The sequence below is a fragment of the Sinorhizobium sp. BJ1 genome (assembly GCF_002531555.1).
GTDB lineage: Bacteria > Pseudomonadota > Alphaproteobacteria > Rhizobiales > Rhizobiaceae > Sinorhizobium > Sinorhizobium fredii_B.
The window spans coordinates 33,081-47,763 of sequence record NZ_NWTH01000030.1 but is presented as its reverse complement, the minus strand read 5'-3'; the positions used below and the strand labels follow the sequence as shown (position 1 = coordinate 47,763).

Genomic DNA, 14,683 nt, shown 5'->3' with positions numbered 1-14,683 from the left:
GATGGACGGGCACAGGAACGAGGCCGATGCCGAAGAAAATCATTGCCAGACTATTCATAGTCGCTGCCATTGGCGTCGCTGCCTGGCTGATCTACCGGACACTCCGCCAATATACATTCGACGAAATCGTCCGCTCCGTCCTGCAGATCCCCCTTGCGCATCTGTTGGCGGGGATCGCCTTCGTCTTCCTCTCCTATTTCTGCCTGACGCTGTTCGACACGCTCGCGGTGCGCTATGTCGGTCAGAAGCTCCCCTATCGTCACGTGGCGCTCGCCTCCTTCACCAGCCTGTCGATCGGCCACAATGTCGGCGTCGCAGCCCTGAGCAGCGGGGCGGTGCGATACCGATTCTATTCACGTTGGGGATTGAGCGTCGAGCAGGTCGCGAAAATCATTCTCTTCTGCGGCGTCACCGTCGGCCTCGGCCTCATGACCCTTGCCGGTCTTTGTTGCCTGATCATGCCGGGGAGCGTCGCGCAGATCATCGGCTTATCGGAAAGCGGCGCTCTATTTCTCGGCGTCACCTGCCTCGCCGGCGCGTTCGGCTATGTGACGCTCTCCGGTTTCTTGCGCGGTTCGCTTCGCCTGTTCCGCTGGTCGTTCGAAATGCCGCCGCTCACGATTGCCGCCGGCCAGGTCGTCGTCGGCACCGCCAACTTCCTTTGCGTCAGCGCCTGCCTGCACCAACTGGTGCTCGCGTTCGGAAACGCCGGCTTCTTCGTAACCGCGACGGCCTATGTCGGCGCCAATCTGACGGCGCTCGTCAGCCACGTCCCGGGCGGCATCGGTGTGCTAGAGGCAACGATTGCCTTTTTGCTCGGGCAGTCGGCGAGCATCGGCGCACTGATCGCCTTCAGGGCGATCTATTTTTTCCTGCCGCTGCCGCTCGGCTTGATTTCGCTGTCGATCGCGGAGTTGCGTCGCTGGGACAATGCAAGGAGCCTGGAAAGCAAGGCGAAAAGCTGAGCGACCCAGCGCCTGAGCAGGGCGCGGGTACGATGGAAGGGCCTGACCGGACTGTGCGGATCGACGATGTCGGTGGCCCAGACAAGGGCCGTCGCACCCTGGTTTTCGATCCCGTCGAAAGCCCGCAGACCGCGCTGACCCGTGCTCAGCCCGTCGACGACGGCGACGAGAGAACCGGTTTCCTGCAACATCCGTTCGACCTTGCGCGGCTCGACGTCGAGATGCTCCGCCAGGAGCGCGTTGCGCATGCCTGCGATCGCGGCACTTTGCTCCTCGTTCGCCGCCTCCACGGCGACGTCGCACTCCGTGTCGAACCCTTCCGAGCGATGGTTGAAGTTCGATGAGCCGACACGGAGGAACCGCTGGTCGATAACGACCACTTTGGAATGAATAATGACCTCCTGTTCCGAGCCGTCCGCTGCCGGAACGACAGGGTAGACGACCCGCAGCCTGCCATGGCGATCAGTCTGCTTCAGCCGCCGGATGAGGCGGTCGCGATTGCCGCCCATCACCACCCTTTCGAGAAAGCCATGCGAGCTGCGGGTGGTAACGACGATGATCTCCGGACCGTCGGGCTCCTGCAGTCGCTGGCCCAGCAGCTTACCGATCCGATGCGAGGCAAAATACTGGTTCTCGATGTAGATGTGGCGCCGGGCGCTGCGCAAAGCATCGAGACTGAGCCGCAGCGCCTCCTGTCGGCCCCGTCTTTTGCCGAAGCCCGGCTCGGTGCGGGCGATGGCAATCCGGCAATCCGTCAGAACCGGCTCAATGCCGGGCGGCCATGCGACCGCCGTTGAACTTGGAGCGCTTATGGCTTCGCCGACCGAGGACTTCCAGCGGGAGCGGCAGAGGTCTCCGATCGCTCGGCTCGCCTCCCCTTCCAGCAGCACCTGGATGTCATGCACCGGATCGTAGGCATTTCCGTCCGGATCGCGGCGCAGGTCATTCTCGGCCAGATGATCCGGCGTATCCCAGCGCCGCGCGGTCAGATCCATGCCGCCGGCGAAAGCGATGCGGTCGTCGATCGACACGAGCTTCTGGTGATGGGAGCCGCGCAGTGCGCGGTGGCTGGCGAAGCGAAGCTCGATCTGGGGATGCGAAGCCCATTCCTGCCTGCGAAACAACCGCAACGACTTTCCCGAATAGATCGGCCCCATCGCCCAAATCAGGATTTGGATTCTAAGCTTCGGCTTTTGCGCCACCAACCGCTCCAGCTTCGTGCCGAGCGCCTCGGCGTCCGGATCGTCCGGACGCAGCTTGATGCGTGGATCGAAATCCCATCCGGTGATCCAGACCTGCTCTTCCGCCTGTTCGAGCACTCGATCGAGACAGGCATAATAGGCGGCCCCGTCGATGAGGAAGGACACCCGCTCGGCGGGCGCGCTGCGCCAGATATTCTTCGCTTCTCTGATGATCGGTCGGCGTGCCCGGCGCCATCGGTTGGGCGGGCTTCCGGTGAAAGCGGTCTTCCAGGCCAAGCTTTTTTTCCCATCGGTGGCGGACTGCAAAAAGAATCCATTTCAACCGAGATTGTTCCCGTTGCACCTTCGCGGAACAAAGCTCGCGCGAATGGTGTTGTGCCGCAAGAGATGTCAAACCGACCCGCCATGCCTCTGCCCAACGCGACATACCGGCTGCAATTCCGAAACGGGATGGACTTCGAGAAGGCCGCCGGGTTGATCCCGCATCTCGCCGGGCTCGGCATCTCTCATCTTTATGCCTCGCCGATATTTTCCGCGGTTCGCGGCTCGGGGCACGGCTACGACATCGTTGACTTCGACGAGATCGATCCCCTTTTGGGCGGCCTCGACGGATTTCGCCGGCTCGCCAGCGACCTGAAAGCCCATGGGCTTGGGATCATCCTGGACATCGTGCCGAACCACATGGCCGCGCATTTCGAAAACCGCTGGTGGCACAGCGTCGTCGAATGGGGCCGGTCGAGCGGCTTCGCCGGTCATTTCGACATCGACTGGCGGCAGCCGCTCACCCTGCCCTTCCTGGGCGGGAGCTTCGAGGAGGAGCTCGCGGCTGGAAAGATACGGCCGGCATTCGACCGCGACCGGAACTGCCTGGCCTTCGCCTATCATGACGCGCTCTATCCTCTCAATCCGGGCTCCTATCCGGTCGTTCTTGAAAATTGCAGTCCCGCTCTCGACAGGCTTATCGCCGTCGCCAACAGAGCGGAACCGAGCGATGCGGCAGCCTTTCGCGCCGGGATAGCCTCGGCCGTGGAGACGCCCTCGGTCGCAGCCGCCCTGGACGAGCATCTCCAACGCGTCTCCGCCGACAGGCCGTTCTTAGAGCGGCTGCACCAGATGCAATCCTGGCGGCTCACAAGCTGGATAACCGCACGGGACAATCTCAGCTACCGGAGGTTCTTCGAGATAGCCGGCCTAGTCGGGCTGCGCGTCGAAGATCCGGCCGTCTTCGAGGCCACCCATCGATGCGCCCTTGGTCTCGTCGAGGCCGGTATGATCGATGGGCTCCGGGTGGATCACATCGACGGGCTTGCCGATCCCGAGGATTATCTTCATCGGCTGCGTGAGCGCGCCGGCGAGCACACATATCTCATCGTTGAGAAGATATTGGAAGCCAGCGAGCTACTGCCGGAGAACTGGCCGGTCGATGGTACCACCGGCTACGAGTTCATTTCGACTCTCGCCGAGCTCCTCACCGACGAGTCTTCCAAGCTTTGGAACGACGGCCACCGATCCGCGACGAAGATGGCCGTCACCGCATGCAAGCTCCAGGTGCTGCGCCACAATTTCAACACTGAAGTCAAAAGGCTCGCCGGACTTGCGGCTTGCCTGCCGGACGATGATGCTCCATCGACCGACGACAAACGGATGGCCGAGGCCATTCGTTTGTTGATCGCGGCGATGCCTGTCTACAGGACCTATCTCAGCGGTCGCGGCGCAAGCGAGCGCGACCGGCAGATACTCGGCGAGATCGCGCCCGAGGCGCGCGCTGCCGCACCGGAGGTCGGCGCTGAGATCGCTACGATCGTGGCTCGCCTGAAGTCGATTGACGGTTGCGCGGATCGACAAATGGCGGCCCAGTTCCGGACGCGCTTTCAACAGTTGAGCGGCGCCGTCATGGCCAAGGCCGTCGAGGATACGTTCTTCTATCGCCGAGGCGACTATCTCGCCGCGAACGAGGTGGGGGCCGCGGCCGACTGGACACCGCGTGGCGTCGACCGCTTTCATGAGAGGATGCGGGAGCGCGCCAGCAGAAGCCCCAGCGGCCTGTCGGCGACATCGACCCATGATACGAAGCGTGGCGAGGACGCACGTGCCCGGCTCCATGTGATCAGCGAGGCGCCTGAGCTCTGGGCCGCCGCAGTTGCCCGCTGGCGCGACATGAACCGCGCTCGCCATCAGCAGGGAGCCGACGCGCCGGAAGCATCGGTCGAGCAGTTCCTCTACCAGAGCCTGCTCGGCACCTGGCCCCTCGAGCCGCTGAGTGACCCTAAGGATCTCGCCTTCTTGCAAGAGCGCATGTCGAACTTTGCCGTGAAGGCGCTCCGCGAGGCCAAACTGAGGACGAGCTGGGACTCGCCCGACGAGGAATATGAAGCGGCGGTCACCGCATTTCTGCGCGACATGCTCGATTGGCGGCACCGAGAGTTTCTCGACGACTTCGAGAAAACGGCCAAACCGTTTGTCCATGCCGGGCTGATCAACAGCCTTTCGCAAACGCTGGTGAAACTGACTGCGCCGGGCATTCCGGACATTTATCAAGGCAGCGAGCGCCTCGATCTCTCCCTGGTCGACCCCGACAACCGCCGCGCTTTCTCACCGCGGCCCTCGCTGTCCGAACTGCCGCAACGGCCGACGATCCGCGACTTCGAAGACTGCAAGCAGGCCCTGATCGGGCTTTGCCTGAACTATCGCCGCGGCAGGGGTGCGGAGCTCCTGGCGAAGGGCGGATATCTCCCCCTGGACGTCCAAGGCCCCGCCGGCCGACACGCGGCTGCCTTCATGCGCTGCGCGCAGGATGGTCTTTCCGTCACCGTGGTCCCGCGGCTTGTCTTCCGCCACCTTGATGGGGACAGCCTGTTCCTGCCCGCCGGCCTTTGGCAGGACACCCATCTCCTCTGGCCCGAAGACCGTGCGCCCACACGATTGCGGAACCTCGCAACCGGCGAAACCGTCGAGCCTCGGCGCAGCATCCCAATGAGGGAACTTCTCGGCAGCTTCCCCGTCGCGTTCCTCTTTCCGGAATGATCCTGGCCGGACTCTCAGCGAACCCGGCGGAACCAGTCCTGCTCCTGCAGGGCCTTGATCCGGTCCAGATCGAAGTCCGCGATCACGAGCTCCGGCTGCGGTCCGCCCATGGCGAGGACCTTGCCCAACGGATCGACGGCAAATGACCGCCCGTCATCCTTGGGCGCCGGATAGTTCGCTACGGCCACGCCAAGGACGGACTGGAAAGCTAACGCCCGCACCCCTGCGACGCGCACGTCCCCGATCGCCGGATCGTCGACCAGCGGACAGCTGTTCGGAACGAGAATGAGCTCGGCGCCGTCTCGCACGAGGTCCGAAGCAACGTCCGGAAACTCCCGATCCATGCAGATCATGATGCCGATAGCGACCTCTCCGGCAGCCGTACTAAGCCGGGCTACCCTCGAGCTCTCGCCGGCGGCGCAGGCCTCTTCCGGAACGTCGAAAAAGCAGATGTGCCGCTTCCTCTGGTGGAGGAGCACGTCGCCATTGCTGTCGATCAGGACGGCCGAGTTGAAAGGTTTGGGGTCGCCGCACTCGAGAAAGGTCGCCACGACCGCCAGGCCGTTGCTGCGCGCCGCCTGCCGGAAACGCTCCACATAGGAGCAGTCGATCGGCACCGCCGCTTCGATCCAAGCCCGCCGGGCGGCCTCGTCTTCCGGATCGAAGCGGCTGTACCCGTTGGAAAACATTTCCGGAAAGACGACGATGTCGGCGCCTCTTGCGGCTGCCGACGCGAAGAGTGCGTCGACATCCGCATCGTTCGTCACCTGCGCCATCGCGACACGAAGGGACTTGCCTGCCAACGGATTTCTCCCAATGACCATTTAAACCAGCAGGCATCTAGGGGCTGTTCGGGCAGAATCAACGCTCAGACCCCTATGCTGCGCCTCGTGGCCAGAACAAAGAGCGCGCTGGCAAGCGTTGCGGCGGCACAATAGCTGATGGCGCCAAGCGGTCCGAAGCCGTCGACGAAGAGACCACCCAGAACGGCTCCGCCGGCAATCGCCACCTGAAAGGTCGCGACGATCAGACCGCCAGTGCTCTCCGCATGGTCCGGCGCGGCACGCACCATCCAGGTCTGGACGGCCACCGGCAAGGCCCCGAAGGCGAAACCCCAGAGGGTCACCGCGCCGGCCGAAACGAGCTTATTCGAACCGAAGACCACTAATGCCAGCGCCATGGCCGCGATGAGAAGGGTGCCGAGGCTGACGGCGGCCGTGATGCTGCGCTCAATGATCAGGCCGCCTGCAAGATTGCCGAAGAAGCCGCCAACGCCGTAGGCGAGCAGGATCAGCGAGATCGCCTCGATGCCAAGGGCAGGCACCTTTTCCAGGAAAGGGCGCACATAGGTGAAGCCGGCGAAGTGACCGGAGACGAAGAGCAGGACGGTCACGATACCGATGCTGATGCTCGGCCGGCGCAAGAGGTCGAACAGGAGCCTGAGGCTCGGCGCCGATTGCGGCGGCAGCCGCGGCACGCTTGCCATCTGCACGAGCAGGGTGACGGCGCCAAGTGCTGCCGCTACCAGGAAGGTGACGCGCCAGCCCCAGAGGTCGCCGATATAGGCGCCGAGGGGCGCGGCGCAGACCGTCGCGAGCGAGACGCCGGTGAAGATGATCGACATGGCGCGCGGCACGAGACGCATCGGTACGAGGCGCAGCGCAATCGCTGCCATCATCGACCAGAAGCCGCCAAGCCCGATCCCGAGGATGACCCGAGCGGCAAGCAGCATGGTGAGATTGGTGGCGAATGCCGCCAGCAGGCTGGAGAGGATCAGGGCAAGGGTGAAGCCCCACAGAACAAGCCGGCGATCGAAGCCGCGGGTGACGATCGCGATGGTTGGTGCTGCGATGGCGCCGACAACGGCGGTCGCCGTGACCGTCTGTCCCGCCGTGCCGTCGCTGATGCCGAGATCGGCCGCCATCGGCGTCAGGATGCTCGCAGGCAGGAACTCTGCGGTCACGAGTCCGAACACGCCTAGCGCCAGTGAAATGACGCCGGCCCAGGTCGGCTCGCTGCGTTCGTCGGTCGCATTCGCCACAAGGGGCGCATCGATGCTTGTCGCTATGTCTGTCATGGGGAATCTCCAACAATCCGGGTCCCGGTTAGATAAGCCGCGACGTCATGGACATTCCATGTTAGAAATTCCGGAATGCTTGATCATTCGTCCAAATTTCCGGCCTCAACCGCGGACGATTCCCTCACGGAGATGCTACGAGGCCTGCGCCTCGACGGCGTCGATTACGGCCGCTGCGAATTGGCGGCGCCCTGGGGAATCCGTTTCCCGCCACAGGAGGCGGCGCGGTTCCACTTCATCTGCGGCGCCTGCTGGCTGCGTGTTCCGGGTGATGAGTGGATCGAATTGAAGCGCGGCGACGCGGTGCTGCTGCCGCGCGGGATCGAACATGCGCTGGCGAGCGAGCCGGGTGAGCCTCTATCGCCGCTCGAAGCCTATTCCGTCCGCGAGGTCTGCCACTGCGTTTACGACGTCTGCGGAGGCGGGCGGGGCGAGACGACGATCCTGTTCTGCGGCAGCCTGACATTCAACGTCGATGCCATGCACCCCCTCTTGCGCATGATGCCCGACGTGATGCGCATCGATGCGCTGACCGCCAGCGAGCCGGCGATCCCGCACCTGCTCGACGCGATGGCGCGTGAAGTCGGTGCAAGCCGCGTCGGCTCGGGCGGCGTGCTGGCGCGCCTCGCCGATGTGCTCGCCGCCCTGATCATCCGCTCCTGGGTGGAGCACGGATGCGGCGACACGAGCGGCTGGATGGCCGCGGTCCGCCATCCGGCCATCGGCCGCGTCATCGCCGCCATTCATCTCGATCCCGAAAAGAACTGGACGGTGGATTTGCTCGCCAAGGTGATGGGCGCCTCGCGATCCGGCTTTGCCCAGCAGTTCCATTCCGTGGTCGGCGAAACGCCGGCGCGCTACCTGACGCAGGTGCGCATGCATCAGGCGCGGCAGTGGCTCAGCCGCGATCGGATGCGGATCTCGGTGGCGGCGCGGCGCTTGGGCTATGACTCGGAGGCGGCTTTCAGCCGCGCTTTCAAGCGCGTCATCGGCGTTCCGCCCAGCCACTATCGCGGCGCCGAGGAGCCCAAGATCGGTATCGGAAGCGACCGGTAAATCGGTAAACGCAAACACCCGGCATTGCTGCCGGGCGTCGACGCCGCACCGCACGAGGGAGGATCACGAGCGATGCGGAAATGAAGCTCTATTTACCGGCGTCGAGGCGATCGATTGCCTGGACATTGCCGGCCGAAGGGCCGTGCGGATCGAATTCGGAGGCGAGCCAGGTATCGACGATCGATTTCGCCAGCTCCGGGCCGATCACCCGCGCCCCCATGGTGATGATCTGCGCGTTGTTGGACTTGGCCGCGCGCTCGGCCGAATAGGTGTCATGGGTAAGTGCCGCTCGAATGCCGGGCACCTTATTGGCGGAGATGCAGACGCCGATGCCGGTGCCGCAGATCAGGATGCCGCGGTCGTTCTCCCCGGCCGTAATTGTTTTTGCGACTTGCTCCGACAGGTCCGCGTAGTAACCGGCCTGGCTCAGATCCTTGATCTCGACGTCACTCCGCGCGGCGAGATGCGCGGCGATGACGTCGAGCAACGGCTTGCCTGCACTATCGGCTCCGATCACGATTTTCATGGGGTTTCCTTTCCGCACTTGTTTTAATCCCTCAGCCGGTCAGATCGCGCCGGCGACACGCTTCAGAATGTCGAGATAGCCACCGACCTCCCAGGCGGAGCGGCCGATGAAGAGGCCGTCGATATAGGGCTGGGCGATCAGTTCCTCGCAGTTGCCGGGATTGACGCTGCCGCCGTAGAGCACCGGCACAGCGACGCCGAGAGCGGCCTCGGCCACCTCGGCAATCCGCCGGTGGCGGGCGTCGGCATAATCGGCGGTCGCCGGGATGCCGTTGACGCCGATCGCCCAGACGGGCTCGTAGGCAAGCAGGATCGACGCCCGCTTCGCGTCACCATCAAGGAAGGCGAACGCTCCTTCCACCTGACGCTTCAAGACCGCATCCGCCTCGCCCGCCTCCCGCTCAGTGAGCGTCTCGCCGATGCAGATCAGCGGAACGAGACCGTGCCTGACGGCCGCCGCCGTCTTGAGACCGACGGTGCGATCGGTCTCGCCGAAGTGTTCGCGGCGCTCGCTGTGACCGAGTTCGACGAGATCGAGGCCGCAATCCTTCAGCATTAAAGGAGAAATCTCGCCGGTCCAGGCGCCGGCATCCTCCCAATGCATGTTCTGCGCACCGACCTTGACGCTCGTCGCCTTCAGTCGCTGCTTGACCTCGCGGACCGTCGTAAAGGGCGGAATAACGAAACGCTGGATGCGCAGGTCGCGCTCCGCGTCGGCCGCCGCCAGGCCATCGGCGAAGGTCAGCGCCTCCGCAAGCGTCTTGTTCATCTTCCAACTGGTGCCGACCCAGAGCCGCGATTTGCTCATGCCTCTTCCGCCATTTTCCGATTGCTGACTGTGATGAGCGTGACACCGGCATCGCTGAGCGCTGCAGCGTCGCCTTCCGAGACCTCGCTGCCGGTCAGCACCGCATCGAAGACGTCGAGCCCGGTCAGGAAATGCAAGGCCGAGCGCCCGAACTTGCCGTGATCGACGAGCAGGTATTTGCGCGTCGCCGATTTCACCATCTGCCGCTTGGTCTGCACGACCTCCTCGTCCTGGTGGAAGGCGGTCGCGCCGTCGATTGCGGAGCTCGACAGGAAGGCGACGTCGGCGCGCAGCGAGCGCAGCGCCTCCTCGGTGACGATTCCAAAGAAGCCATTGAATTTCTTGCTGTACTGGCCACCGAGCGCGATCAGGCTGATGCCCGGGGCGCCCGATAGTTCGGCAATGACGCCGAGATTGTTGGTGATGACGGTGAGCGGGCGGATCTCCTTGAGACAAGCGGCAATCGCACCGGCGGTGGAACTATCGTCGATGATGACGCTCTGGCCGGGTTCGATCAGCGTCGCCGCATGCTCGGCAATACGCCGCTTCTCGCTCGTCGCGACCTTCTCGCGGTAGCGGAAATCGCTTTCGAACTGCGGGCTCGATTGGATCGAAGCGCCGCCATGGACCTTGCGCAACAGCCCCGCCTGCTCGAGGTCGTCGAGATCGCGATGCACCGTCATCTTGCTGACGCCAAAACGAATGGCGAGGTCTTCGACGGAGGCCGTTCCCGCCTCCATCAAAATGTCCATGATCGTCTGTCGCCTGTCTTCCGGTTTCACTGCCATCGTCCTCTTCGGTACGGAACTGCCTCCGTAACCTAAACAGGAATTAACATACCGATGTGATTTTTCAACTTACACTCTGAGCTTTTGTGATATTTCGATGTGATTTTTATCGACGGGTTACCCCCGTATCGATGTAAGGTTCCCAGAATTCCACCGACTCGCGGATCATCTCGACCACTCGGTGATCGGTCGGCTCGCGTTCGCGAAACGAAAGTTCGAGGCAGATCTCGTTGTCCGTCCCGCCGCCCCTTCTGACGGCATCAAGCAGCCGCTCGGGCGTGATGCGGCCATCCTTGTTGTAGGCGGCTGTAAAGGGCCAATGGCCGCCCTTGTTCATCGACGACTGCTTGATGTGGATGATCGGCGATTGCCGCGGAAAGGCTTCCGCCCAGGCATAGGGATCAATGTCGGCCGGGTTGTTCGACGTCACGTCGCCATGGTCGATATCGACCATCATCTTCATCGGAATCGGCAGCTCGGCCCGCGCGAGACGGCGGTCGAGCTCACGGCAGGCCTCGATCGTATGGCCGAATTCGCGGCCGACCGACATCGGTTCCCAGAAGACATAGGAGAGGCCAGCCGCCCTGGCGTGCTCTGCCACCTCGCGCCAGCAGTCGATGGCAATCGCCATCAGGTCCTCGCGCCGCACCGGATCGTGGTAGTCCCTCAGGGTGAAGATCGCGAATTGTGTACCGACCCCGGATGCGCCGAGCTCGGCCGAGATGTCGGCGAAAGTCTTGAACCAGTCGACATAGTAGCGTCGCACATCCGGGTCGGGATGGCCAAAATGGTTGAGCCGGCCATAGGGACCTGTCATCCCGGAGGTGATCTTAACGCCGGTGCGGGCAAGTGCGGCCCGGAATTGCCGGGTCACCTTGCTGACCGTCGCCGCCGGCCAGCCCGGATTGACGAATTCGTGGGTGAGTTGCACATAGCCGATGCGGATCTTCTCGGCGATCGTGTCGATCAGGTCGTCCGGCTCGGCGAAGCGGTTGACGAGGGGATTGGTGTTGAGCGACAGCGTGAAGGCCATGGCCGGTCTCCTGGCTACCAGAGAAATTGCGGGAGAATGAAATCGGGCATGGCAGCGTGCTCGGCGAAGAGCCGCCGGCGCTCACCCTCCGACTGGTGCTCGAGAATGCCGGTGGCGACCAGCACCGAACCGAACCCGGCGGCGGCCGCACCGGCGATGTCATGCTCGACGCTGTCGCCGATAGCGCAGACCCGCTCCGGATCGGGCCGGCCGAGGAAATCGAGCGCGAAGTCGTAGATGTCGGGGAACGGCTTGCCGATCCAGCGGACCTTGCCGCCGAGCCCTTCATAGCGTTCGGCGATGCGCCCGGCGCCGAAGGCCAGACCGGTCCTCGTCAGCATCAGCTTATCGGGGTTTGTGCAGAGGCAGGGGACACCGCGCCGCGCCGCGGGTCGAAGCAGGTCCTCGTAATGGACAAGCGGATGGACGTCGCCCTCGCTTCCCGCAAGCAGCACGATATCGGCCTCCTCGCCGCTCTCGGTCCGGACGAGATCGAGGCCCTTCAGCGGCGACAAGTCGCCGTCGCGGCTGATCAGCAGGCATTTACGCGTCTTGCCCTCTGCGGCCGCCCCCTCCAGCTTCAGGAGCTGCCAGGCAACCTCCCCCGACGTCAGGAACCAGTCCCAGCTGCCGGGCTCGAAACCAAGTTCTGCCAGGCGGCGGTCGTTTTCCGCCGAGCGCTTGCCGGAATTCGATAGGATGATGACCCGCTTGCCAGCCTGCTTGAGGCGGACAAGCGTCTCGGCGGCACCCGGATAAGGTTCGCGTCCGTCTCTCAAGACGCCGAACTGGTCGACCAGGAAGGCATCATAGCTGTCTGCGATCGCCGATATGCCGGGGATTGTGCGGATGGCGCTCATAGCACGCCCGCCTCCCTTGCGCCGGACAGCGCAAGCCGCGCCGTGCCGGCGGCCGCCTCCTCGGAGCGCGCCGGCAGGAACGGTACGCCGAGTTTGCGCGCCCGGATCGCCGTCCAGGCCGGGTTCCTGGCGCCGCCGCCGACGGTGCGGACCGAGCGAAGGCGGGGGCTGCCGAGCGATACGAGCCGCTCATAGGCGAGGCTCTCGACGCCGGCGATCCCCTCGAAGATCGCCTTTAAGAATTCCCCGTCGTCGGCCGGGCGCGGCGTCATGCGCGGCATAAGCTTGGGATCGGCGATCGGAAAGCGTTCACCGGGTTTCGTCAAGGGGTAGAAATCGAGCCCCGTCTCCGTGTTGGGATCGATCGGCGCCGAAAGTTCGGCGATCCGCTCGGCGCTGAAATGCGCGGCAAGCACCGCGCCGCCCGTGTTGGAGGCACCGCCGGCAAGCCACATGTCGCCGATCCGGTGGCTGTAGAGCCCATAGTCCGGGGCAAACAGCGGCCTGTCCGACAGCATCTTCACCGTCAAGGTCGTGCCGAGCGCGCTGACGCCGTCGCCCGGCTTGTCGGCGCCGGTGGCCAGGAACGAGGCGCAGCCGTCCGTTGTCCCGGCAACGACAACCGTATCGCCCGGCAGTCCGAAGGCTGCCGCCGCCGCCGGCGAGATCGTCGCAACGGGCGCGCCGGCCGGCATTACGTCCGGCAGCAGTTCGGTCCTCGCACCGGTGTGGGCGAGCCAGTCAGGCCAGCATCGGCTGACCGGATCGTAGCCGCTCTTCAGCGCATTGTTCTCATCGGTAACGTCGTAGAGGCCGGTAAAGTGCCCGGCGAGCCAATCCGCCTGGTGGATCACACGGAAGATGCCGGGGAGCGGTTGAAACGCCAGCAGCTTGGCGAGGCCGGAGGTCGTACCATGCGCGGCGCTTTCCTTTGGAGCATGCGCAGCAATGCTGTCGAGGATGGCAAGGTCGGCGACCGGATCGTTATACATCAGTGGCGTCGCGAGCGGCGCGCCGTCAACGCTGACCGGCAGCATCGTGCCGGAGGTGCCGTCAATGCTGATCGCACGCACGCGCGCCGGATCGATCGCCGCGAGCGTCTCCAGAAGGGCCGCCTGCAGAGCCTTCCACCAACCGAGCGGATCACGATGATCGGAGGAGAAGGCGGCAAGCTTGGCGGTGCCCGACGCGACGATATCGCCGCCGCTGTCCATCGCAACGGCGCGGACGCCGGACGTGCCGACATCGATGCCGAGGACGAGCCTGCCTTCCCCGCTCATTGCAGCACCTGCCCGGCCCGGTTCAGCTGCTGGCGGTATTTCTCCGCATCCCAGCCGAGCAGCTCGGCATTCTCCGCGTCCGTCAGATAACGCAGTCGCGCGCTTGCCGGAATGCGCGAGGCTACATCCGAGAGGCAGCGCGCCATGGCGAGCGCGCCGGCGGAGGCGTCCTTGAGGACCAGTACGCCCTTGCCCGGAAAAAGAAGAACCGGCGGCAGGGTCTCTCCGGCGGCGCGAAACCGCTCCTCGAGCGAAAGCGCCGTATCCTCCGGAGCGGCGATCACCGACCCCTTGCCGAGAAAGATCACATGATCGGGATAGAGGCTGCCGCCGGCAGCAATCCTGCAGCTCTCGAGATCGGTTGCGGCGTCGTGCAGTCTTGCGTCTTCGGGGAGGCGATAGGCGCTGTTGACGGCAAGGCGCGACAGCGTGGGCAGGTCGGCTGCCGGAGCCGTGCGGACGAGCCCGGCAAAACGATCCGAGACGTCGACAAGAAGAAGCGCTGCATCCTCGATCGTATCGCCGGCGACCGCAAGCCCGTGATTGCCGAGCACCAGCACGGAGGTGTCCGCGTCGATCCGTTCGCCGATCGCCCTGGCGAGCGGCAGGCCAGGACGGGCATAGGGAACGAAGGCATGAGGAATGCCGGCAAGCCTTTCGGCCGCGATGGCCGCAGCATTGGTCTGCACCGCGGCTGCGATCGTCGCGACGCAATGAACGTGGAGCACCACCTTCTGCGGCATCAGCGCGTGCACCGTGGTCTCGATCGACGGCCTGAGTCCGGAAGGGTTGAGCGCCTCGATGACGAAATCCTGGGCCTTCTCCGCCGCCGGGTCGTCCTGCTCCAGGGCGTCGAGCAACGGGTCGAGCGCGACCGGCACCATAATATCGCGCTTACTGGCCTCGGCTAGCCAGAGGCCCGAAGCCTTGATCCAGAGGGTGTCGCCCTCCTTGATCGAGGTGTTGCCGCCCGCGCCCTGGACGAGCTCCGGATCGGCGCCGATGCGAGCTGATAGATCCAGAAGCGCTTCGAATTCGGAGCTTCGCAACATCGCCTGCCCCTTT

At 64.4% G+C, this 14,683-nt stretch carries 13 protein-coding genes; 3 read left to right on the top strand and 10 right to left on the bottom strand.

Going from position 1 to position 14,683, the window contains the following annotated elements:
- The first annotated feature begins 26 nt into the window (after positions 1-26).
- Complete coding sequence (locus CO676_RS27530; RefSeq protein WP_097523419.1) at positions 27-965, top strand: lysylphosphatidylglycerol synthase domain-containing protein; 939 nt, start codon at positions 27-29, stop codon at positions 963-965.
- On the opposite strand, the gene CO676_RS27525 is transcribed toward CO676_RS27530, so the two are convergent.
- Positions 863-2,443: a phospholipase D-like domain-containing protein gene (locus CO676_RS27525; RefSeq protein ID WP_179875669.1), complete on the bottom strand. Its 1,581-nt coding sequence runs from the start codon at positions 2,441-2,443 to the stop codon at positions 863-865. The genes CO676_RS27530 and CO676_RS27525 overlap by 103 nt on opposite strands.
- A 129-nt stretch (positions 2,444-2,572) precedes the next feature.
- Between CO676_RS27525 and CO676_RS27520 the strand changes: the two genes are divergently transcribed.
- Positions 2,573-5,191: a malto-oligosyltrehalose synthase gene (locus tag CO676_RS27520; RefSeq protein WP_179875668.1), complete on the top strand. Its 2,619-nt coding sequence runs from the start codon at positions 2,573-2,575 to the stop codon at positions 5,189-5,191.
- Between the two features lie 14 nt (positions 5,192-5,205).
- On the opposite strand, the gene CO676_RS27515 is transcribed toward CO676_RS27520, so the two are convergent.
- Both CO676_RS27515 and CO676_RS27510 read right to left on the bottom strand, forming a co-directional pair.
- On the bottom strand, positions 5,206-5,994 hold the full coding sequence (locus CO676_RS27515; protein WP_097523416.1) for a carbon-nitrogen hydrolase family protein: 789 nt from the start codon (positions 5,992-5,994) through the stop codon (positions 5,206-5,208).
- A 65-nt stretch (positions 5,995-6,059) separates the two neighbouring features.
- Complete coding sequence (locus CO676_RS27510; RefSeq protein WP_097523415.1) at positions 6,060-7,268, bottom strand: MFS transporter; 1,209 nt, start codon at positions 7,266-7,268, stop codon at positions 6,060-6,062.
- Positions 7,269-7,343: 75 nt separating this feature from the next.
- Here CO676_RS27510 and CO676_RS27505 point away from each other — a divergent pair, with 75 nt between their 5' ends.
- Entirely contained in the window at positions 7,344-8,324 is a 981-nt protein-coding gene (locus CO676_RS27505) for an AraC family transcriptional regulator (RefSeq protein ID WP_097523414.1), read from the top strand.
- Between the two features lie 88 nt (positions 8,325-8,412).
- On the opposite strand, the gene CO676_RS27500 is transcribed toward CO676_RS27505, so the two are convergent.
- The 7 genes from CO676_RS27500 to CO676_RS27470 all read right to left on the bottom strand — a co-directional run bounded on the left by CO676_RS27500 (position 8,413) and on the right by CO676_RS27470 (position 14,670).
- Positions 8,413-8,850 carry an RpiB/LacA/LacB family sugar-phosphate isomerase gene (locus CO676_RS27500; protein WP_014762063.1) on the bottom strand — a complete coding sequence of 146 codons (438 nt, stop codon included), beginning with the start codon at positions 8,848-8,850 and terminating at the stop codon, positions 8,413-8,415.
- Between the two features lie 39 nt (positions 8,851-8,889).
- Complete coding sequence (locus CO676_RS27495; RefSeq protein ID WP_097523413.1) at positions 8,890-9,657, bottom strand: triose-phosphate isomerase; 768 nt, start codon at positions 9,655-9,657, stop codon at positions 8,890-8,892.
- Positions 9,654-10,439, bottom strand: coding sequence for a DeoR/GlpR family DNA-binding transcription regulator (locus CO676_RS27490; RefSeq protein ID WP_097523440.1), 786 nt, complete (start codon positions 10,437-10,439; stop codon positions 9,654-9,656). The genes CO676_RS27495 and CO676_RS27490 overlap by 4 nt, the downstream gene beginning before the upstream one ends.
- 112 nt (positions 10,440-10,551) lie before the next feature.
- Positions 10,552-11,478: a TIM barrel protein gene (locus tag CO676_RS27485; RefSeq protein WP_097523412.1), complete on the bottom strand. Its 927-nt coding sequence runs from the start codon at positions 11,476-11,478 to the stop codon at positions 10,552-10,554.
- Positions 11,479-11,492: 14 nt separating this feature from the next.
- On the bottom strand, positions 11,493-12,338 hold the full coding sequence (locus CO676_RS27480; protein WP_097523411.1) for a TIGR01459 family HAD-type hydrolase: 846 nt from the start codon (positions 12,336-12,338) through the stop codon (positions 11,493-11,495).
- Entirely contained in the window at positions 12,335-13,618 is a 1,284-nt protein-coding gene (locus CO676_RS27475) for an FGGY-family carbohydrate kinase (protein ID WP_097523410.1), read from the bottom strand. The genes CO676_RS27480 and CO676_RS27475 overlap by 4 nt, the downstream gene beginning before the upstream one ends.
- Complete coding sequence (locus tag CO676_RS27470; RefSeq protein WP_097523409.1) at positions 13,615-14,670, bottom strand: class II aldolase/adducin family protein; 1,056 nt, start codon at positions 14,668-14,670, stop codon at positions 13,615-13,617. The genes CO676_RS27475 and CO676_RS27470 overlap by 4 nt, the downstream gene beginning before the upstream one ends.
- Between the last annotated feature and the right edge of the window lie 13 nt (positions 14,671-14,683).

Bases quoted from the DNA above. Each gene is read 5' to 3' on its own strand.
- CO676_RS27530 (WP_097523419.1), top strand. From the start codon at position 27: ATGCCGAAGAAAATCATTGCCAGACTATTCATAGTCGCTGCCATTGGC.
- CO676_RS27520 (WP_179875668.1), top strand. From the start codon at position 2,573: ATGCCTCTGCCCAACGCGACATACCGGCTGCAATTCCGAAACGGGATG.
- CO676_RS27510 (WP_097523415.1), bottom strand. From the start codon at position 7,268: ATGACAGACATAGCGACAAGCATCGATGCGCCCCTTGTGGCGAATGCG.
- CO676_RS27505 (WP_097523414.1), top strand. From the start codon at position 7,344: ATGCTTGATCATTCGTCCAAATTTCCGGCCTCAACCGCGGACGATTCC.
- CO676_RS27500 (WP_014762063.1), bottom strand. From the start codon at position 8,850: ATGAAAATCGTGATCGGAGCCGATAGTGCAGGCAAGCCGTTGCTCGAC.
- CO676_RS27495 (WP_097523413.1), bottom strand. From the start codon at position 9,657: ATGAGCAAATCGCGGCTCTGGGTCGGCACCAGTTGGAAGATGAACAAG.
- CO676_RS27485 (WP_097523412.1), bottom strand. From the start codon at position 11,478: ATGGCCTTCACGCTGTCGCTCAACACCAATCCCCTCGTCAACCGCTTC.
- CO676_RS27480 (WP_097523411.1), bottom strand. From the start codon at position 12,338: ATGAGCGCCATCCGCACAATCCCCGGCATATCGGCGATCGCAGACAGC.
- CO676_RS27475 (WP_097523410.1), bottom strand. From the start codon at position 13,618: ATGAGCGGGGAAGGCAGGCTCGTCCTCGGCATCGATGTCGGCACGTCC.
- CO676_RS27470 (WP_097523409.1), bottom strand. From the start codon at position 14,670: ATGTTGCGAAGCTCCGAATTCGAAGCGCTTCTGGATCTATCAGCTCGC.